Origin of the sequence: Mucilaginibacter sediminis (assembly GCF_051903035.1) — a bacterium.
Taxonomy (GTDB): domain Bacteria; phylum Bacteroidota; class Bacteroidia; order Sphingobacteriales; family Sphingobacteriaceae; genus Mucilaginibacter.
This window is the reverse complement of the sequence record NZ_CP170602.1, coordinates 3,016,571-3,037,096: the sequence shown is the minus strand read 5'-3', so window position 1 is coordinate 3,037,096 and position 20,526 is coordinate 3,016,571. Positions and strand designations below refer to the sequence as shown.

General features: G+C 42.0%; 21 protein-coding genes. 14 read left to right on the top strand and 7 right to left on the bottom strand.

What is annotated here, in order from left to right; all coding sequences use genetic code 11:
• Position 1 precedes the first annotated feature (1 nt).
• The 4 genes from ACFGVS_RS12070 to ACFGVS_RS12055 all read left to right on the top strand — a co-directional run bounded on the left by ACFGVS_RS12070 (position 2) and on the right by ACFGVS_RS12055 (position 5,169).
• Positions 2-1,633 carry a RagB/SusD family nutrient uptake outer membrane protein gene (locus ACFGVS_RS12070; RefSeq protein ID WP_439698804.1) on the top strand — a complete coding sequence of 544 codons (1,632 nt, stop codon included), beginning with the start codon at positions 2-4 and terminating at the stop codon, positions 1,631-1,633.
• Positions 1,634-1,674: 41 nt separating this feature from the next.
• Positions 1,675-2,811: a SusE domain-containing protein gene (locus tag ACFGVS_RS12065; RefSeq protein ID WP_439698803.1), complete on the top strand. Its 1,137-nt coding sequence runs from the start codon at positions 1,675-1,677 to the stop codon at positions 2,809-2,811.
• Between the two features lie 62 nt (positions 2,812-2,873).
• A complete protein-coding gene (locus tag ACFGVS_RS12060) occupies positions 2,874-4,034 on the top strand; it encodes a glycoside hydrolase family 76 protein (protein ID WP_090651134.1) in 1,161 nt (386 codons plus the stop codon).
• 61 nt (positions 4,035-4,095) lie between these two features.
• Positions 4,096-5,169: a glycoside hydrolase family 76 protein gene (locus tag ACFGVS_RS12055; RefSeq protein WP_439698802.1), complete on the top strand. Its 1,074-nt coding sequence runs from the start codon at positions 4,096-4,098 to the stop codon at positions 5,167-5,169.
• Between the two features lie 77 nt (positions 5,170-5,246).
• On the opposite strand, the gene ACFGVS_RS12050 is transcribed toward ACFGVS_RS12055, so the two are convergent.
• The 3 genes from ACFGVS_RS12050 to ACFGVS_RS12040 all read right to left on the bottom strand — a co-directional run bounded on the left by ACFGVS_RS12050 (position 5,247) and on the right by ACFGVS_RS12040 (position 7,834).
• Positions 5,247-5,873 (bottom strand): hypothetical protein, encoded by a 627-nt coding sequence (locus ACFGVS_RS12050; protein WP_439698801.1) that lies wholly within the window; start codon positions 5,871-5,873, stop codon positions 5,247-5,249.
• A gap of 100 nt (positions 5,874-5,973) precedes the next feature.
• Complete coding sequence (locus ACFGVS_RS12045) at positions 5,974-7,230, bottom strand: PBSX family phage terminase large subunit (protein WP_439698800.1); 1,257 nt, start codon at positions 7,228-7,230, stop codon at positions 5,974-5,976.
• 145 nt (positions 7,231-7,375) lie between these two features.
• Positions 7,376-7,834, bottom strand: coding sequence for a hypothetical protein (locus ACFGVS_RS12040; RefSeq protein WP_439698799.1), 459 nt, complete (start codon positions 7,832-7,834; stop codon positions 7,376-7,378).
• 290 nt (positions 7,835-8,124) lie between these two features.
• On the opposite strand from ACFGVS_RS12040, the gene ACFGVS_RS12035 reads away from it, so the two are divergent.
• The 6 genes from ACFGVS_RS12035 (at position 8,125) to ACFGVS_RS12010 (ending at position 15,667) form a co-directional block, all read left to right on the top strand.
• On the top strand, positions 8,125-8,628 hold the full coding sequence (locus tag ACFGVS_RS12035; RefSeq protein ID WP_439698798.1) for an antitoxin Xre/MbcA/ParS toxin-binding domain-containing protein: 504 nt from the start codon (positions 8,125-8,127) through the stop codon (positions 8,626-8,628).
• Between the two features lie 134 nt (positions 8,629-8,762).
• Positions 8,763-9,227 carry an RES family NAD+ phosphorylase gene (locus ACFGVS_RS12030; RefSeq protein WP_439698797.1) on the top strand — a complete coding sequence of 155 codons (465 nt, stop codon included), beginning with the start codon at positions 8,763-8,765 and terminating at the stop codon, positions 9,225-9,227.
• A gap of 90 nt (positions 9,228-9,317) precedes the next feature.
• The gene (locus ACFGVS_RS12025) at positions 9,318-10,568 is read left to right on the top strand and encodes a hypothetical protein (RefSeq protein WP_439698796.1); all 1,251 of its coding nucleotides are present in this window, start codon (positions 9,318-9,320) and stop codon (positions 10,566-10,568) included.
• Between the two features lie 193 nt (positions 10,569-10,761).
• Positions 10,762-11,355, top strand: coding sequence for a hypothetical protein (locus tag ACFGVS_RS12020; RefSeq protein ID WP_439698795.1), 594 nt, complete (start codon positions 10,762-10,764; stop codon positions 11,353-11,355).
• 155 nt (positions 11,356-11,510) lie between these two features.
• Positions 11,511-11,813, top strand: coding sequence for an RNA recognition motif domain-containing protein (locus tag ACFGVS_RS12015; protein ID WP_090651108.1), 303 nt, complete (start codon positions 11,511-11,513; stop codon positions 11,811-11,813).
• Between the two features lie 281 nt (positions 11,814-12,094).
• A complete protein-coding gene (locus tag ACFGVS_RS12010) occupies positions 12,095-15,667 on the top strand; it encodes a gliding motility-associated C-terminal domain-containing protein (protein ID WP_439698794.1) in 3,573 nt (1,190 codons plus the stop codon).
• A 68-nt stretch (positions 15,668-15,735) separates the two neighbouring features.
• Here the strand turns inward: ACFGVS_RS12010 and ACFGVS_RS12005 are convergent, their stop codons facing one another.
• Together ACFGVS_RS12005 and ACFGVS_RS12000 are read right to left on the bottom strand one after the other, a co-directional pair.
• Positions 15,736-16,080, bottom strand: a complete 345-nt coding sequence (locus tag ACFGVS_RS12005; protein ID WP_439698793.1) for a hypothetical protein — start codon at positions 16,078-16,080, stop codon at positions 15,736-15,738.
• A gap of 241 nt (positions 16,081-16,321) precedes the next feature.
• The gene (locus tag ACFGVS_RS12000; protein WP_439698792.1) at positions 16,322-16,825 is read right to left on the bottom strand and encodes a GNAT family N-acetyltransferase; all 504 of its coding nucleotides are present in this window, start codon (positions 16,823-16,825) and stop codon (positions 16,322-16,324) included.
• A 480-nt stretch (positions 16,826-17,305) separates the two neighbouring features.
• On the opposite strand from ACFGVS_RS12000, the gene ACFGVS_RS11995 reads away from it, so the two are divergent.
• Complete coding sequence (locus tag ACFGVS_RS11995; protein ID WP_274212234.1) at positions 17,306-17,602, top strand: hypothetical protein; 297 nt, start codon at positions 17,306-17,308, stop codon at positions 17,600-17,602.
• A gap of 46 nt (positions 17,603-17,648) precedes the next feature.
• Here ACFGVS_RS11995 and ACFGVS_RS11990 read toward each other — a convergent pair whose 3' ends face one another.
• The gene (locus ACFGVS_RS11990; RefSeq protein ID WP_439698791.1) at positions 17,649-18,350 is read right to left on the bottom strand and encodes a S24 family peptidase; all 702 of its coding nucleotides are present in this window, start codon (positions 18,348-18,350) and stop codon (positions 17,649-17,651) included.
• A gap of 192 nt (positions 18,351-18,542) precedes the next feature.
• Between ACFGVS_RS11990 and ACFGVS_RS11985 the strand changes: the two genes are divergently transcribed.
• Together ACFGVS_RS11985 and ACFGVS_RS11980 are read left to right on the top strand one after the other, a co-directional pair.
• Positions 18,543-18,737, top strand: a complete 195-nt coding sequence (locus ACFGVS_RS11985) for a hypothetical protein (RefSeq protein ID WP_274212236.1) — start codon at positions 18,543-18,545, stop codon at positions 18,735-18,737.
• A gap of 108 nt (positions 18,738-18,845) precedes the next feature.
• The gene (locus ACFGVS_RS11980; protein ID WP_439698790.1) at positions 18,846-19,256 is read left to right on the top strand and encodes a hypothetical protein; all 411 of its coding nucleotides are present in this window, start codon (positions 18,846-18,848) and stop codon (positions 19,254-19,256) included.
• 206 nt (positions 19,257-19,462) lie between these two features.
• Here ACFGVS_RS11980 and ACFGVS_RS11975 read toward each other — a convergent pair whose 3' ends face one another.
• Positions 19,463-19,801 (bottom strand): hypothetical protein, encoded by a 339-nt coding sequence (locus tag ACFGVS_RS11975; RefSeq protein ID WP_090651100.1) that lies wholly within the window; start codon positions 19,799-19,801, stop codon positions 19,463-19,465.
• 247 nt (positions 19,802-20,048) lie between these two features.
• On the opposite strand from ACFGVS_RS11975, the gene ACFGVS_RS11970 reads away from it, so the two are divergent.
• Complete coding sequence (locus ACFGVS_RS11970) at positions 20,049-20,360, top strand: hypothetical protein (RefSeq protein WP_439698789.1); 312 nt, start codon at positions 20,049-20,051, stop codon at positions 20,358-20,360.
• Positions 20,361-20,526: the final 166 nt, after the last annotated feature.

Here is a 20,526-nt window from a genome sequence, read left to right as displayed (position 1 = left end):
GATGAAGAAATTAACGACATATAGAACCGTGTTTTTTATAGCCCTGTTAACTGTTATGGTTTCAGCCTGTAAAAAGCTCGATCTGGCACCGGTAAATAAATTTACCGATATCAACTTCTGGACAACTACCGAAAAAGCGAACAGCGTATTAAATACCGCGTATTCGCAAATGTTTCGCTCAGATTATTTCTTTTACAATGAAGGCGCATCCGACAATGCGTACAATGGCCGCGGCGACGCCAATGGAGTGGCGTCACTTGCAGCCGGAACTTATGATCCTTCGCTGGGGCGTATTAAAGAGGAATGGCAATATCATTATTCAGGTATCAAAACCTGTAATATTTTTTTAGAGAATGTGGACAGGGTAACCTCAATGGACGCCGCCCTTAAAGCCCGCATGAAGGCCGAGGCTAAATTTATTCGTGCTTATCATTATTTTCAGCTGGCTACCTGGTTTGGCGATGTACCGTTGTTTGATAAGGATATTTCGATAGCCGATGCCAAAACCATTGCCCGTACGCCAAAAGCGCAGGTGATTGATTTTGTATTGAAGGAACTGGACGATGCAGCCGCTGCATTACCGGTAAACACAGCTTATGCCGCTGCAGACAGGGGGCGTATTACCAAAGGCGCTGCCATTGCGCTTAAAGCAAGGGTTTATCTTTATGACAGCCGCTGGCAGGATATAGCAACAACCTGCGAAAAGTTGATAAATGATAACAGCAATGGCACCTATAGCCTGTTCCCATCGTACGAAGGCGTGTTTTTACCGCAAAACGAGTATAACAGCGAAGTAATCCTCGACCTTGAATTTGTACCGCTTATTAAAACATACAGCCAGTTTTTTGATTTTGCCCCACTTGCAGTTGGTGCCCGCCTTAATGCCCTTGCCCCAACACAGGAACTGGTTGATAGCTACCTGATGGCCAATGGTAAAAAGATTACCGACGCAGGATCTGGCTACGACGAGAACAATCCGTACGTAAACCGCGATCCGAGGATGACTAATACGGTAGTTTATAACTTATACAAATGGAAAAAACCGGATGGCAGTACCCAAACCATTTATACCAAACCCGGATCTGATCCTGGTACGGATAAACTGGATGAATATGCACCCGGTAAAGTGAGTTCGCCAACAGGTTATTACATCCGCAAATATTACGACCCTACATCTGCCGTAAATTTCCAGTCGGGTTTAAACCTTATCCTCATTCGTTATGCTGATGTTTTACTTATGTATGCTGAAGCTAAAAATGAATTGGGCCAGTTGGATGGCGGCGTATGGGATAAAACTATCAAAGCTTTAAGGAGCCGTGCCGGTTTTACCGACCCCGCCGCGCTTACTTTCAGTGGCGCTCCCCAGGCCGATCTGCGTACCATTGTTCGAAACGAGCGTCGTACCGAGTTGGCTATGGAAGGCTTACGCATTTTTGATATCCGCCGGTGGAAAACTGCCGAAGTAGTATTAAACGGCTGGTCGCATGGTGCCAAATTCGGGCCGGCTTCTGTAGATAACGGATACATCAGGGCCGATTTGCGCAGTTTTGATAAAAGCAAAGCCTATTTATGGCCGGTTCCGAGAGACGAACGTGCTGTGGATCCAAATCTTACACAAAATCCAGGTTGGTAGTTCAATAATTATTTATAAAGAAATTATAATCAATTAAGATCATGAAAAAAATTACTTTCTGCCTGATGGCAGGCATATTGGCATTAATAATTGTATCTGGCTGTAAAAAGGATAAAACCCTTAACCACACGCAGGTATCGGCAGTAAAAAACTTTTTTGCGCCTGTTGATAACAAATTCATAAAACTTGAGCCAGCTTCCGGTTCGGCATCGTTTGAATGGGAGCAGGCACAGGCCGAAGATAATGGCCTGGTGATGTATGAAGTAGCATTTGATAAAACAACCGGCGATTTTTCCAAGCCGATTTATACCATGCCATCTGATGGCAATGGCTTATACAACAAGCTAACCATCTCTTTTAAAGACCTGAACAAAATTGCCGATCTGGCAGGTATCCAACCGCAGGAAACCGGTAAATTAAAATGGACGGTAATGTCGTCAAAAGGGATCAACGTACAAAAAAGTAGTTTATCGCGCACTATTGAAGTGCAGCGCGCGCCTGGATTTAGCGAAATTCCTGCCGATTTGTATATTACAGGAACAGCAACCGAAGGTGGTGATGACTTAAGCAAGGCCATACATTTAAAACAAATATCAACCGGCGTTTTTGAAGCATATACTTCATTAAAAGCAGGAACACTTCATTTTGCCGAACGCAACACAGGGACACCAGCAACTTATTCTATTGATGGCGTTAAACTATTAAAGGATGGCAGCACTACCATTGCAGGCGCTACCAAAGTTGAGCGGGTAGTGGTTGATTTTACTACAGCATCGGCATCGATGACAGAAGTTGTATCGGTAGGTTTATGGTTTGCTGCTGATAATAAAATCTGGTTTAACCTGCCATACGTTGGTGGCAGCAGTTGGGAAATTGATAACGCATCCATCGTTTTCCACCAGGAATCATGGGGCAGGGATGAGCGTTACAAGTTTATGTTTACGCTTAAAGATGCTGCAGGAACAACATCAACGCAGTACTATGGCAGTACCAATTCAGATAACAGCCCGGCTACCGCAACCACTGCCGCATCCTATTATTATATGGTGCCGGTTAACAATTCGCAATATGATTACTGCTTTAAATTTGATCACCGTGCCGATAATGGTAAAGCGGATATTAAAATTATCTGGAGCGCAGACGTACCTGCATATACCCATGTTGTTACCGTTAAGTAATAAATAAACCATCAATTCTGTATCGGCATCATTTTACCGGTACAGAATTTAAAATAAAATTTATGAAGATCATAACCCAACATATACAGAAATGGGCATTTGCAGCATTGATACCGCTTGTGCTCACATCATGCTTAAAGGATAAGCCTTTTCCGCTTTATCCTAACAATAAAACGGCAACCGTTGATTATAAATATGCTGCTACTGCCGACTCATTGCAGGAAAAAACTTACAGCACCTATCTATCGGCAAATGGAAATTATTTTGTGCAAAATAACGCAGGTAATACCAATTATAACTACTGGCCCCAGGCACATACGCTGGATATTTTTACCGATGCCTTTTTACGTACCAAAAACGACGTTTATAAACAACGAATGAAATCGTTGTTAAATGGTACCCGCGTTACCAACGGTAATAAATATCAAAACGAATATTATGACGATATGGAGTGGCTGGCGCTTGCAAGCCTGCGGGCTTATGAGGCTACCAATGATAACGATTACCTGGATGCAGCAAATACCCTTTGGACGGATATTAAAACCGGCCAAAACACCAACCAGGGCGGTGGTATAGCCTGGCGCAAATCGCAGCTGGATTATAAGAATACCCCCGCCAACGCGCCCGCTATTATATTTGCCTGCCGTTTGTATGCTTTAAAAAAGAACGATGCGGACCTTACAATAGCAAAAAGTCTTTACACCTGGCTGAACGCCACCCTGGTTGACCCTTCGAACGGGATAATTTGGGATGGCATTAATGGAAACCACGACGGGCAAATCAGCAAGAATAAATTCACCTATAATCAGGGTGTTTATATGGGGGCCGCGCTTGAACTTTACCATGTGACTAATAATGCCGATTACCTTGCCGACGCCGTACGCAATGCCAAAGCTACCATTAATGACACGGATATTTCGCCGGGTGGTTTACTGAAATCAGAAGGACAGGGCGACGGAGGGTTGTTTAAAGGTATTTTGGTGAGGTATCTTACTTTGCTGATTGAAGAGCCGGCTGTAAGCTCGACCGACAGGGATGCCTTTGTTAAATTTTTGAAATTTAATGCCCAAACTTTATACACCAAAGGCATTAGCCGGCCGGCGCTTTTTGTAAGTCCCGACTGGAAAAGCCTGCCATCGGGCACCACAGATTTAACCACACAATTAAGTGGCGTAATGATGATAGAAGCTGCCGCAGCCTTAAAAGCCGATGGTAAGTTTTAATTTTGAAAATATCTTCCGGAATTCATACCGGAAGATATTTTCTATCACCCTGCATATACCTATGAAAAACATAATATTAACCATCAGCTTTTGCCTGGCAATAGTTTTGAATGCTACCGCTCAAACTACTGCCAGTTATAAAGAACGTATTGCCATCATTAATAAAAACGTCTATGATGGGTTTTACGATGCCAAGGCAAATCTGTACTTCGAAACCAATGATAGTGCGGCCAATAAAGGTAATCACTCCTTTTTGTGGCCCCTGTGCGCAATGGTGCAGGCCGCTAATGAAATGGAGGCTGGCAACCCTTCAAAAAATCACATAGCTCCCGTTATGAAAGCTATTGATCAGTACTATTCTGCCAGGCAGCCGGTGCCGGCTTACCAGGCTATGGTAGTTAAAGAAGAAGTTGATTCACGTTTTTATGATGATAACGAATGGATTGCCATCGCCTTGATGGATGCCTATGCGCGCAATCATAAAAAGGATTACCTGGAAACTTCTCAGATGATTTATCGCTTCCTGTTATCGGGCCATGATATGGTTGGTGGCGGTGGCTTTTATTGGGTAGAGGGCGATAAAAAAGGGAAAAACACCTGTTCTAATGGTCCGGCTATATTGGTGGCGTTGCAATTATACCAGGCTACCCATCAAAAAGCCTATTTGGATACCGCAATCGTAACTTACAATTGGGCAAAAAAACATTTGTTATCATCTAATGGCGTTTATTACGACGCAGTGAGGGTACCATCGATGAAAGTGGATTCGGCTTATTATACTTACAATGCAGGGACAATGCTTCAATCGGGTGTGATGCTATATAATATTACCAGAAACAAAAGGTATCTCAATGATGCACAAAATGTGGCCAAAGCTGCCGAACAACATTTTTACCCGAACGGCCGCTTACCGGGCAACTACTGGTTTAACGCCGTACTGCTTAGGGGATACATTGAATTGTATAAAGTGGACAAAAACAAAGCCCAATTGCAGTTCATGATAAACGATGCCAACCGTATCTGGGCCCAGGAAAAAGATGATCAAAACCTTTTAGGCCCTAAAAAGGTAAAATCATTGATAGACCAGGCCGCTATGCTCGAGATTTATTCCCGGCTGGATAATCTGAAATTATAGTTACAGCAAACTATGTTCAACACATGTTCATTTTTTTAATAAAAATGGACATGTGTTATTTTGCGTCCACTTCATGGTCACGATTTTTTATTATCTTTTAGTTCCCGCACTTCCTGTTGAAGGATAGAGATGGGCAGTGCCTCCGTTACCCGCATGTTTTTTATATGGTTGCTAAATTCTTCGGCCTGGTATTCGTTATAGGGTTTGCCTGTTGCCCGGCAATAAAAATAGTGGGCCAGTACCTGGCAACAGGCGTTTAATGATGGGTTAAAGTTTTCTTTCCAGTCCTCTTCGCCAAATTTTTTAATGTGGTTGTTTACCTCATCGGCAATAATTTCCCGTGCGGCCATAAAAGCGCCTGCCGGCTCAACCGATAAGTTATCTAACACCTTTACCGTTTTTGGCCGGTTTTCGCCGGGCAGCAGGAAACTAATCTGTTTGGGTATCACGTCGCTGTTGTACAGATATTTGATCTGGTAAGCCAATGCCAGTACGCTATCAGTAAAAACAAGAAAATCATTGGCATCTTTTACCTGCTGAAGCTCGCTGACGGGTATGCCCGATAAAATGCTGATGGCTTCAATATCATTTAAGTTTGGTTTGGCCTGCATGGCCATCATTTGCCCAAGCGTGACATCGCTTAATTGAGTGGGGATTTTGATGGGCAGTTTGCCCGTAGTTGTTTTTAGTGTTTTTTCTATCATAATGAGCCCCCCGGCCCCCTGAAGGGGGAGTTTTTGATTGGTTAATTTACAGGGATAGTGTTATTGGTTAGCCCCCTGAAGGAGGTGTTTTAATGGTCGGTTAAAAACGTGAGCCGATTAGTTCATCAAACATGCTGCGGCTGGTTATTTTAGGGTTATACGGCAGCCTCGATCTTAATTTGTTGTCGCGGTTGTTTATTGCCAGTTTATTTAAAGCCACATATCTAAGGGCATCTATCAAGTGGTTGTAGGAATCTACAGCTTCATTGATGGTTTTGCCGCTGCGGTCAACACGCCATTTATAGCGGTCGAGCTCCTTACGCAGGTTGACGCTGGCGCGGGTTACGTTTATTTTATACCGTTTAAGTATGTCAATAGAATTATTGATGCTATCGGCACCCTTTTTTGCCCCGGTGATGTACCAGCCCATGCGCTTAAATTCTTCTATCGATTTTGGCTCGGCGCTATCGGCAATAATTTCGGTTTTAAGGCTTACGCCTTCGGCTTTCAGCCTGGTGGCTATATCGGTATTGGTGAGCCCGGTTTGGTATATCAATTCATGTATCCATAGTTCGCCGTTTTGCAGGTAAACCTGCAGGCAGGCGGTTGGGTCGTTGGTAAAACCAAAATCCAGGCCGGTGGCAATTAACCTGGCTTCGGGCGGAATTTGTTCGCAAACATACCAGTTGGGGAATATGAGCCCGGATATTTTACCGGTAAGGCCCCGGGCATACACTTTCCATAATTCGATATCCTCGGTTTTTAACGATTCTATTTTGGCCCTGACAGTATCATCCAAAAAGGGGTTATGTCTGTGATCGGATATGATGGTTTGCACTCCCGGCCTGCCTATTACCTGTTCATGTACCCAAAAGGTGCTGTTGGGGTTATAATCTATATAAATACGTTTGCGGGTGCGCAAGGCCAGCTCGGCATAAACCGCGTAGCTTATGCCATTGGCTTCGTTTATAAACAGGTAATCGCGCTTGCCCGATTTTGCGTCCTGCGGATCGGCATAGCTTTTAAATTCGATTAAAGTGCCGTTATGGAACTCAAATATCCGGTCGCTTTTATTATAGCTTTTTACCGCTGTTTGTAACACAACCGAGCTATTGTAAATACTTAACGCATCGCGCAGCACGCCTGCTTTTAAGTTGGGAATATCCTGGCCTACTATGGTTATAACCTGTTTTGGCGCCTGGCAAGCTATACAAAACAGCACCTGCCCAATGGCGTAGGTTTTACCCGAGCTTGTGCCGCCCTGGTTTACCACAACATGGGCATCGGTATTGTAATTTTGCCCAAACAGGATAGATACTTCAAATTTGGGGTCATTGGTTAATTGGTCATTAGTCATTTGCTTCGCTGTCATTGGTCATTTCGCTTCGCTGTCATTAGTCATTGGTCATTTCGCTGTGCTGTCATTGGTCATTGAATGGCAGGCAATCAATTTTCAAATTTTCAAATTTTCAAATCCTCAAATTTTCAAATTCGAAAAATCCTCAAATTAAAACATCCACTTCCTTTTCGGTAGATGCAGGTTTCGGGCCGGTGCTGGTCATCTCGACTTTGAGGGTTTTGTGGGTTTCGGTTGATGTTTTAGTTGCTCCTGGCTTGTCATTCCAGCCCATGCTTTTCAGTGCGAATATGGTAGCGGTTGGTTTTTCAAAAAGTAATTGCTGGTATGCGGCTTCAATACGCAGCCTGGCATGATTGAAAAACTTTGAATAGTGTCGCATCCCTTCATATTGCTTAAAGTCTTTCATACTATCAAATCCCAGGAATAAAGCCAGGCTGCTAATGGTAGGGAATTCTGGTTCACGGCTATAAATTTTCTGAATTGATTTTGCTGATCGTCCTTTTGGCTGCGTTAATTCATACTCTCCTTTAATGTATAAAAAATAATCGTCTATCAACTCGCCCAACTGTTGGGCGTTTTTGAATTTATAAGAAGTTTTCATTGTTATGTTTAAAATGCCGATTGGCATAAAGTAGAATCAAATGTAAGGATTATTTTTTAATTTACCAAAAAAATTAGCAAAATAATTAGTAAATAAGTTCATTGGTTCACTGGTTCATTAGTTCATTGGTCCTGTCTGGTGGTATAACAGGCAGGGAGTTCGGCAGCGAGAGTTTAAAGCCCTGTATTCGTTACGCCCGCGTTTACCAATGAACTAATGAACCAGTGAACCAATGAACTAAAGTGAACTAAATTATTTTCTTTTTAAAAAGAAAATAATTACATTTGTGTATGAAATCAGTAAAAGGGCAGTATACCACAACAAGCGCCAAGCAGGTGCCTTCAAAACCGTATGTAATACCTGAACATGATGCATCGGCATTTATGTTACATGATTTGTTTGTGCCTTACGAAACTTATTTTAAATCGCCACTGGCCAAGCTTGGTGCCATAAAACACGGTTTGCAATCTGCCGCCCTCACCGATTTAATTCGTGTTACGGGCGCAACGCAAATTGATGTTGCCAAATGGCTTGATATCACCGAGCCAACCCTGCGTAAACACATCCAGGGTTCAAGGGATTTAAACCAGGGCCTGAGCGAGCACATTATCCAGCTTTTTGAACTTTTTAATAAAGGCCTTGATACCTTTGGCACGCTTGATGAATTTAAAAGCTGGTTAAAGCATTACAACCCCGGCATTGATGCCATCCCCTTTGATTTGCTCGATACCATCACCGGTATCAACATTGTGATAGCCCAGCTTATCCGTATTGATTACGGGGTTTTGGCTTAATTAATTATAGAATTATCGATTTAGTGAATTACTGATTTTGCATGGTTGCCTCAAATTTAGATAATCCGACTAAATCAATAATTAACAATTCAGTAAATCAATAATTCAGTAAATCGATAATTCAATAATTAAACTTGCTCACCTACCGCATAAGCCAAACCAAATATGCCTATGACCGCAAAGGGTCGGGTATCGACGGGCGATGGAACTCGGCGGGCCAGTATGTTATTTACACGGGTGGTTCCCTGGCGCTTTCCTGTTTGGAAAAACTTGCCCATTCGGTAGGTACATCATTACAAAGCGGCAATTTTTCGGTGATCATTATCGAGGTTCCGGATAAACTACCCATTGCCGAAATAACGATCAGCCAACTTACCAAACTCAACGAACAATGGGCCAAGGTGATTAATTACCCCATTACCCAACAGCTGGGCGATGAATGGCTGCATAAAATGGAAACCGCGATTTTAAAAGTACCATCGGCAATTATTGACCTGGAATATAATTACCTGCTTAACCCGGCCCACCCGGATTTTGAAAAAATAAAAATTCGCAGCGTAAACAAATTTACTTTCGACCCAAGGTTGAAGGCGCAATAAAAGCCCTGGTATTTAAATTGATATAAATAGGTAAATGGTATAATTATGCTATACTTGTAATTTTACCAAACTTTAAAATGCCAAATAATAATGCCTGGCAAAATATTCACTTTTAGTTTTGCGCTCATTGTCCTGCTGTTTGGTTGCTCGGTATTATACGCGCAGGATAAAAGGTATATTCCGCTTGGGCACTCCAAGCTTAAAGATACTATTGTTGCCGCTCCGGCTGATACGGCCAATGAAAAGGATATTATCGACGTTATCAGCTCAGTTTTTGTTAAGGCCGATAAAAATGCAAAAGTCGATTCCATCGGCACAAAACCTGTACTTTCTATTTTGCCGGCTTTCGGCTACACATTGCAAACATCCCTGGCGGCTACCATATCCGGCAACATTGCTTTTCGCACAGCGCCAAAGGCCCGCATCTCTACCATCACCATAAACCCGGCCTATACTCAAAAAAAACAAGTTATTGTACCACTGCTGGCCAGCATCTGGACAAAGAATAACCAATTTAATATTATCAGCGATTTAAGGTATTTTAAATACCCACAGAGCACCTTTGGTTTAGGCAGCCATTCAAACATGGTAAACGAAAATCCGCTTGATTTCTCTTTTTTCAGGATTAATGAAACGGTTTTGCGTAATATTGGCGGCAACTTTTTTGCCGGCCTGGGCTATATTTTTGACGACCGCTGGAACATGCAGGAAAAAGGCCAGTTAAATGGCGGCGTATCCGATTATGAAAAATATGGCCCGGTACCGCGCGCTATATCAACCGGTTTAACATTTAATGCACTATTTGATAGCCGCGATAATTCTATAAACCCGGCGCGGGGTTTTTATACAGCAATAACCTACCGGGATAATTTTACTTTTTTGGGTAGCACAAGGCCCTGGCGTTCGCTTATTATTGATATCAGAAAGTACTATCATTTACCCGGCAATTCAGAAAATGTTTTTGCCATATGGTCATACAACTGGCTGATACTTAATGGCCGGCCGGCTTACCTGGAATTGCCTTCAACCGCCAACGATCAAAATTTTACTACCGGTCGTGGCTATATCCAGGGCCGTTTTCGCGGCGCCCAGATGATATATCTTGAAGGGGAGTATCGGTTTAAAATTATCCGTAACGGTTTATTGGGCGGTGTATTGTTTGTAAATGGCCAGTCGTTTTCTGCCGGGCCAGGTACTGGATTGCAGGCACCACAACCTGGCTATGGACCGGGCTTGCGTATCAAGCTTAATAAAGTATCAAAAACAAATATCGCCATTGATTATGGCTTCGGCAGGCAGGGTTCCAGGGGATTGTTCATTAATGTAGGCGAAGTTTTTTAACGCCCCACCCCAAAGCTTTTTAAGGGTGTTTGTTAGTTAAATATGGGCATAATTTATAATATTCCGAAAAATAATATCGTAGCGGTGTTTATGTATCATATGGGCGTTAAAAAAAGTTAAATATTTACTAAATTAATTCCGGTTGATAAATTTTTAGAATTTTTATTGTTAGCTTTATGCATCAAATAACCTAATGAATAGCATCCGGTTTACTAAATGGTTTGTTTTATATGCTTTACTTATCTCGGTGGTGGTTTCATCATGTCAGAAAGATGAGAGTGTTAAGGATATGGAGACTGCCAAACCGGCAACGGCTGCTGATAGCACAGCCTTAGGTATTATTAATAACCCGGGTAATTTTTTGGCCGGAAAGGGAACATTAAAAGTAACCATAGAGGATTCTACCTATACTTTTGATGCCGCAACAGATTCGATAGCATTCATCAACGTACATAACGGCGATAACAAGTATTTTGGCATTACAGCCATCAACAAGGCGCATACCATGAGTTTTGGAATAAGCTCAGAAGGTTTTGCCTCCGCCAATATTAATAGCAAGGTTGCCGGTAGCCAGTTTTTGTTTACGGTTGATGAAAAAAAGCCACTGCTGCAATACACGCTAACCAAATTTGTTGGCAAGGATGATTCGGGCAAGATAACTATTGATAAATACAACAAGGATAATATGATAGCAAAAGGTACATTCTTTACCTTTTTGGCCAAAGACGATAAAGAAAACTCGCCATTTTATCGGGTAGAAGGCAGTTTCGAGCTCCAGCTTAAATAATTATCATTTCTTTTAATAGCCTTTATTTATATTGTGAGTTAATATTGCTTGCGTAATTTAAAGGTAAAAAAGCCGTTGCAACCAAGCTATTTACAAAGGTAGCGGGTAAAATACCCCTTATTTTTTGTACCTTTATGCAAATTTTAAAGACATTGATGAAAGTATTTATTGCAGGGCTTCCTTTAGAAGTAGATGAGGCCGAATTAACAGCAGTTTTTGGTGATTTTGGGCCGGTTAAATCGCTCAGGATCATTAAAGACCGCGAAACAAAAGAGAGTAAGGGTTTTGGGTTTGTAGAGATGGTGAACGATAACGAAGCGAAGGAAGCGATAAGGTGTATGAATGGCGCAAGTTATTATGGACGCAGGATTACAGTTAACATAGCCGAAGACAAAGGGCCTGGTTTTAACGGCGGTGGCAACACTGGCGGAGGCAAAGGCGGTTTCAGGCGCAACTAAGAGCTTTAAAATTTATTCTTTTTTTAGATATGAGCCGGGCTATGTCCGGCTTTTTTGCGTCCGAAAATTGGGGTTAAGCCCGCCCTGTTTTTCTTGTTTAAATGCAAGGTTTTAAATTTGATTATCTGATAGATAAATGCCTAATTTAGTATTACTTATAATACCAATTTCTTTGGCTTTCATATTTAAATTATATTATATGCCTAACCTATACAAATCTTTTAAATTTGGCACTTATAAGCCCTTAGTGCTTTGGTTGTTTTACAAATTAGCCTAAACAAGTGCAGGCGTCTGTAAAAGTATCGGCTATTTTAGTTTTGCTGTTATTTACGGCAATCATATCTTTTGGCCAGGCCCCGGATATCAGTTATCCAACACCAAATGTTTACAAGATTAATACGGTTATAACGGCGTTGAAGCCAACTAATACCGGCGGCGAGGTGCCTGCGACCATTTACGGCCAAACCGATGTGCTGGCCGGCACCGGTTTACATGGTGCGCAGGATGGCAACGCCAACCAGGCACAGTTTACAGAGCCGTATGGAATGACGACTGATGCCGAAGGCAATATTTACCTTGCCGATGCCGACAATTACCGTATCCGTAAAATTACGCCAGATGGTATAGTATCAACCCTTGCGCCTGACGGAATTCCGGGAGGGCCAAATTTTGCTTCGCCCAAATTTAACCTTCCGTATGGTATTGCCAGGGACGCGGCAGGTAATTTGTATGTTGCTAATTATGCTAAGCATAACATATTAAAGATAGTACCTGATGGAACGATTAGCGTATTTGCCGGCGGCTTGCTAATTGGAAGGCCCAAGGATGGACAAGGTACAGCGGCCAGTATTATAAACCCGAACGCCATAGCTATAGATGCTGCCGGCACCCTTTATGTATCTGACGGTAGTAACCTTATTCGTAAAATTTCGCCTACAGGCTATGTATATACGTTTGTGGGCAGCGGTGCAGCAGCCACCGTGGATGGAAAATACAATACAGCAAGCTTTAAACAGCCTGCAGGGATTGCGGTTGATGCCGCAGGCAACCTATATGTTGCCGAACAAGGAGGCAATGTTATAAGAAAAGTAAGCCCTTTTGGCGATGTAACAACTTTTGCAGGCAGCGGTACATTTGGTGCCGGCGACGGTACGGGTACAGCAGCAAAGTTTGCTTTCCCAACCGGTATCACAATTGATAAATCTGGAAACCTGTACGTAGCCGACCGGGGTAATGGTACAATAAGGAAAATAACCCCCGACCAGGTGGTTACTACCATTGCAGGCGGAGGGCCAAGGGGCACCCAGAGTGGGGTTGGAACAGGTGTTTATTTTAGTAGCCCGGCAGGCATAACTTTGGGCCCCGATGGGAATTTGATTGTATCTGAATTTGACGGCAATTATTTAAAAAAAGTAATAACTACTGGCTACACTATTGATAAGGCGCTGCCAACAGGTTTGGTGTTTGATCCTAAAACGGGCATTATAACTGGAACGCCAACAGTGATATGGCCAGCTACCGATTATGTTGTTACAGCTTACAACGCCGGAGGGAGCAGCAGCTTTACGCTAAACATTGAAGTAGGGGAATTTGTGGGCAACATTACGGCTTCGGCAGTAACCGGTGATATAAATATTTGCGAGGGCTCACCTTCACCTTACTTGCAGTTTACGGTTGAGGGTACAAATTTAACTGCAAATATAGATGTTGCGCCTCCGGCCGGTTTCCAGGTTTCCGCAAGTCCTGCGGCGGGTTATAATGATTTTATGTTCCTGGTATTGCAGAGCAATAAAGTTAAGCCCATAACACTTTATCTGAAATTAAAAGAAAATCTGACTGCCGCAACACATGCAGGCAATTTGATATTATCATCAGTTGGTGCAGAAAATGTTAATGTGCCGCTTACCGCCCAGGTAAATAAATTACCAGTAGTTGAGCCGGTTATAAACCCGCAGCCTTATTGCGAAGGCGCGGTAACTTCGCCCATAGTTTTTACGGGTACCGGCGATGTTTATAGCTGGACAAATAATAACCCGGCCATTGGCCTGCCGGCTGGCGGTACAGGAAATATATCTTTTACAGCTATTAATAAAACCAGTCTGCCTTTAATCGCCACTGTAACGGTTACACCAAATTCTGCCACAGGCTCAATGTGTGCCGGTAAACCGGTTACTTTTACCATAAAAGTTAACCCCGCGGCAACGCCAACGGTTGTCATCAACCAGGTTAATATACCGTGTGCCGGTCAGTTAGTATCTTTTAATGCTACGGCAGCCAATGCAGGTGCCAATCCTGCATATCAATGGCAGGTAAACGGGGCAAATGCAGGAACCGATAACGCAGTTTTCAACAGTAGTACTTTACAGGCCAATGACGCAGTTACCTGTACCGTAACGGCTGCGGACTTGCTTTGCAGTGCACCAGCTACGTCAAATACACTCAGGGTATCTTATAAGCCCGACGCCGCCCCCCCAACGGTAAGTATTGATAAGACAGGTGACATTAGCGGCTGCTCGGGCGGTAGTTTTGTGTTTACGGCTATAGCAGTAAATGAAGGCCTTAATCCAACTTATCAATGGCTTTTAAACGGCTTGCCGGTTGTTAACAACGCCGGCAAAACTTATACCACTAATACCTTGGCCAACGGCGACAGGATAACTTGTGTGGTTATCAACAATGATGGCTGCACACCAATTGTTTCACAGGTATCGGCACCGGCAAATATTATTATAACACCGGTACAGGTAAGTACCGTAACCATTAGTTCATCGGTTGCTATACCCATATGTGCAGCCAGCACGGTTACTTTTACCCCGTTGCCTGCCAATTATCAAACATCTGAAGGCTTACCTACCTATGTTTGGTATTTGAATGGCGCTCTGGTTGGCAGTGCCGATACTTATACCACTAATAGCCTTACCGACGGTGACGAGGTATATTGCCTTATGACTACGTATGGTAAATGTGTTGCGCCTGCACCTGTTCAATCAAACATAATTAAAGTGCTGATAAAACCGGTTATTTTGCCAACTGTTAGTATTAATCCGAACGGGACAGTTGGCTCGTGTTCGGGAGCTGCGCTTTTTTTCACCGCCACGGCCACTAACGCGGGCAATAACCCAACTTACCTATGGATGGTAAACGGGCAGCAAATTAATAATCCGGGCAGTGTGTATGCCACCAGTACGTTGGCCGGGGGCGATAAAGTAACGTGCGTGGTTGTAAATAGCGATGGTTGCACACCTGTTTCCTCACCGGTATCTGAAGTTGCAAATATTATTGCCGATCCTGTTCAGGTGAGTACGGTTATTATAGCGGCATCAGTGCCTATGCCTGTATGCCAGGGTAAAGAAATAACTTTTACACCTACACCGGCAAACTATCAAACCGGTAGCGGTGTGCCAACGTACTTATGGTATTTAAATAGCGCGCCGGTAAGCAACAGCGATACTTATACTACTAAGATGTTAGCTGATGGCGACCAGGTGTATTGTGTTATGACTACGTATGGCAAATGTGTTGCCCCCACGCCGGCCCAATCAAACATCATCGATATAAGCCTTAAGCCCGAAGCTGGTTGTATCATAGCGCCGATAGTTATACCCAATGCATTTACGCCCAATGGCGATGGCCGTAATGATACCTGGAGCATACCGGCGCTGGCAAATTATCCGGGATGCATAGTAAACGTGTTTAACCGTCATGGTATTTCGGTATTCAGATCGGTAGATTATAAACAGGCCTGGAACGGGAATTACAATAACGGTATTGTGCCATCCGGAACGTACTATTATATCATCGAGCCCCAAAAAGGGCACGCGAAATTATCCGGGTATGTAGTTGTTATAAGATAACAGGATAAAAGCAAAATAAACACAGCCCGCTGCTTAAAGCAAGTCGTTTTTTATTTGGGTAAAGTAAATTAGCAGGCCTGCGATAATTCGGCACTATCAACGCCGAATTTATCCAATAAGTTATCGAGTTTGCTATTTAGCTCATTTAACTGAATTTTACCTTCGTTAAAGGCTTGGGTCAGTTGTGCTATGTCAAATTCGATGTCTGACAAAACGGTGGATTTGTTTTCTGGTGTACCCTGCCTAAGCTGTTGCTGATTTTCCAACGCGTTGATTTTATATTCGGCAGCGGTAAGCAGGTAAAGCTGTTGCACATCATCTGTATAAATGTTGTTACTTACTTTACTAACTTGTTGTTTGTTAAACATTACTAAAATAATTGCGGCAACGATACCACTAATTAAAAGCGACATTACAGGATCCATCTTTATTCTTCTCTTCGTTTATAATTTAGTTTGCCCGGCTTTGGAGTATTAGCTGTGGCATTGGCTGAAATAAATATATGGCTATTGTGTATGAATGTTTAATATGTGTTAATAAATTGGTCAAATGTTAATAACTATTTGGCAAACGCCAGTTATTAAGTGGTTTATAGCCGATAATTCCGGTATTTATTGGCGTTTGCCGGTAATTTTTTACGTGACAACAAATGCTTTAATCAAGCCTTTTTTCGTAGCAATAAAATGTTAGCCCCGGCCTGAAACCCAGGTTAATTTCTCCGGCAAAAATGTATCCTAATTTAGGGAATAGCTTTTGTGTAGCCTGGTTATGCATGTTGGTATCAATTCGTAGTGTTTTTATACCGCGGCTAATCGCTTCCAGTTCGGCCTGTTGTAATAAAGCGGCGGCTATACCCCGGCCACGATACCGGGGGAGTACTGCAAGCCTGTGGGTAACAATTGCAGTTTCGGTAATATCCCAGCCTGCCTGAGCGTATTCGGGCTCCTGGTTGGTGGTTATGGCGGCAACGCCGGCAATAAGGTTATCTATTTCGGCTACCCAAAGGCAACCCTGTGCTATATCATCGGTGAAAACGCCGGTATTGGGGTAGGCATTGTCCCACTGAAGGTTGCCCGAAGCTATCATGCCCGGGATAACGCCGGCAATAAGCTGCATTATAAAAGGAATGTCATTAAAGGTAGCGAGCCTGATAAGCATAATTAAAGTTAAGCATGGCAGATTAATTTGTGAAATTAAAATTAATACACTTATATGGAATAAACACCACAATAAATTTACAGTGGATAATTGCCATCGCCACGCAAATGATAGTTGTTGTTTTATTTTGAAATTGATCGGTGCCGGGCATGTGCATGCTTAGTTTGCAGTTGTGCTATTACCAGGCAAACTAAAAAAGCCAGCATTCCGTAAAAGAGAATGTTTTGCAAGGCACTGCCAACGCTGAGTTGGTGGGAGATAAATTGTGATGCCCTGCTTGCCATAATGTGTTGCTATATTAGATAAACGAAGTGCTTATTAAATTGTTATACAACTTTTAGGAATTTTATAAGGGTTTAAGCTTTTATTTTAATACAAATACCGGTGCAATATAAATCGATTATTGCAGGGTAGTAGTCCGTTTGTTTATATCTTTGCCGGGGTATATAAATAGCGGGCATTAAAGGTAAATAATAAAATATGATTCCCGAAGAATTTTTGAAACAAATAAAAAGGGAATCGGCTGATATAGAGGGCTTAACTAAGCGCAACTATTTTGCGCACCTTGATAAGATGTTTAAAATGGTGGCTTACGATGGCAATCGTTTAAATAAAAAGCACAACCTTATGATTGCCCCTTACCTGCAATATTTGAGTGATACCAGCCGGAACGACTTCAGGGAAGGCCTATCCCAGGCCGAAGTTGACGAACTGGTTGAGAGCGTGAAAACAGATCTCGACTGTATCATTTTCAGGATGAGCGCTCCAATAGCTTGAATGCAATATCTGCATACCCAAAATCTGCATATATATTATTTTCCTATTAATGATTATGTTTTTTATGAATGTCTTTTACCAGGCAAAGCTTTTTGATATCAGCAACGTTGATAGGGAAGGGGGCGTACTTCAGGCGGTTGCCAACCATCTCGGTAGTATTATCTGAGTGTGCTATCACTTCATCCGGCTTATCGCCGGCCAGCAGCCTTTTATACATGCGATAATCGCCCCATTCAATGTAATATACCTCGCCGGGTAATATTTTCTTATCGTGAATAATTTTTAAGGCTACCCAACAGCCATTCTCCAGGTACGGGTACATGGAGTGCCCCCAAACGGGCAATGCAAAATCGCAATCCTCGATACCCGGAAAGTTCATACGCCCAACAGGTTGGGAATCATTTATATCATTATAGACCTCGACACCCGAGGCGGTTGCAATAATTTCATACATTGGAATGCCTTCCTTTGCTTTATTTTCTGTATTTTTTTCTTTATTTATGATCTTATGTTCGCCTGATATAAACTCTTTGTATTTTTCTTTAAAAATCCTGAATTTATCCGGGTCGATATTTTGCCTGCTCTTTACAATTTCGGTGATGGAACTGGGCGAGTTAAAACCTAACGCTTCTGCAAGTTGCGCGTTTCCTGCAAACGCTTTCCCCTTCAATTGAGTATATAATATAATAAACTCCAGCGTCTCCGGGCGAATGGTTTTGATTTTGTTTGGTTTTAATGCATCATCCATAGTGAATATTTTTTACAGATTTTTCTTGATTATATTAAAGATAATTCTTTATATTTGTCGTGTTCTCTTTTGCTAATTTAAGACAAATTAAATTAAAAACAAATTTAATTACATGGAATTTACAGAAATGTAATACAGAAATATTTAATCGATTAATTACAGAAAATCTAAAATAAACCAAAATCTACACATATGCACATTGCCTACTCAGCACTAAATCAACCAAATACAACAGTGGTATTTTCACCAGACTCCAATAATGATAATATCGATTTGCCCGAGCCGCTGCTGCGTTACCAGGCTTACCTGGCCGCCTGCCAAAAGCTAAGCAAAGAAATTATTGCCATTCAAAAATACAACCCCGGCTGGCTGCCCGCTTTCCGTTAAGCAGCTTGCCGTTGCCGGTTTGCAGTTAGCAAAGTTGCAATAGTTTACACGATAACGGCATAATAACCAATGAACTAATGAACCAGTGAACCAATAAACTATCAAAAAATGAAAATTACACAAAAACTAAAAGACCAGCTATGGTGGATGATCATATCTGTTGATTATGATTATAGCCGAATAGCTATTGCCGATCACGAGCTTACCGATGATGCCTTGATTTTATGGCTGGAGGATAAACAGGATTTTAAGAACTCGCTGGATGAATGTTTGCTGCTGGATGTAAGGGCCCGTGATTTTGCAAAAATAATTAAGACCGAGAATCTGAACAGCTATGAAGGCAGCAAAATGCACCCCACAAAAAACTTTGTTTACAAAGCCCGTATTGAAATTAACAGCCCGCTTAAATGGTACCAGGAAGATGCTTCGGGCGTTGAGCAACAATGGGCGCGCGAAGCAACATTAAAAGCTATACTTACTCAACTTGTAGAAACAGAGGCTGCTGGTACCTATGATTGATTTATGCCATTTGGAATTATATACATATTGAAAATGGCATCAACCGGTTTGAATACGGTACGCTATTATCGAGGTTTATTCTTCAGTGTGCACCAAAAAATGAATTAAAATCAGCATGTTAAACATTTATCGTGCTGATTTTAACTGCCATCAATTCGCTTCCGGTTTAATAATTTGATCACCAGAAATAGGTGATTTCTGCGGGCTTATTTTACTTTTACCTGTTGTTGTTCTTTTTCCAGTTGCTCTATCAATTCCTCTACTTCGCTTAGTGCCTCTGCCGGCTGGCTGGCATAATTGAGTTTGCGGAAACGCCACTGGGCAAATGCGGGCTCCTGGAAACGATTTATCAGTTTAAAAAATTTGGGGAAATTGTGTACTTCTTCCAGTAATACGCCGGTGACAATGCCATTATTATCCAGTATCTCGCGAATGGTATATTCCTTATCCCGGGTTATCCAAATCTCAAAATCGCGGCGTATCTCTTCGCTTTTTTCGGGATCTATCTTATCGTTAATGCAAATTACCTTATCTCCTGGTTTCATATCGTTATAAGCGTTTTAAAATGGTGTTTTGTTTTCGCCATATTAAGTACGATACAAAGTACTGCTTTTAAATCAAATTTTAAAAGCACCCGGGCTAAATTACAGCGTAATAAAACAATTAAAAGTGTCAAAAGCCGGGCCTTTAATTAACCATTCATTAACCTGTTAATAACTTTTATTAAATAATCCGAAACCAATAGTTTCAATTAAGCGTATTAATAGCAGTATTCAAATTTATTTTAATGTTATGGACGCTTTTTACTTTTTCGTAATCCTGGGATCGGCTGCTGTATTTTTAATATTACATTTTGATAAACAACAGCGCCGTAAAGTAAATAAAATACTACATCAAACCAGCGATGTTGAACCATTGCTGCTGATGCAAAGCCTTGGCCAAAAGCTGGATAGGTTAAATAATGCCCTCAATAAAACTGCTGCACCCGTAAATATCGAACAACAACTTCATAAATTTACTGGTGATTATAAATCGGGCCGGATAAGTATTACCACCTACAATAAACATCTTAGCGAATTACTGCGCACGGTAGAAGTTCATTAATTTGTTCGTTCATTGGTTCATTAGTTCGTTGGTCTTTTCTGGCGGGGTTGCAAGATAGATAGAAGGCATTCAGCCCAAAAGCCATTTGTTCACTATACCCGCGTTCCAACGAACCAGTGAACCAATGAACCAATAAACTAATGAACCAGTGAACCAATAAACTAAT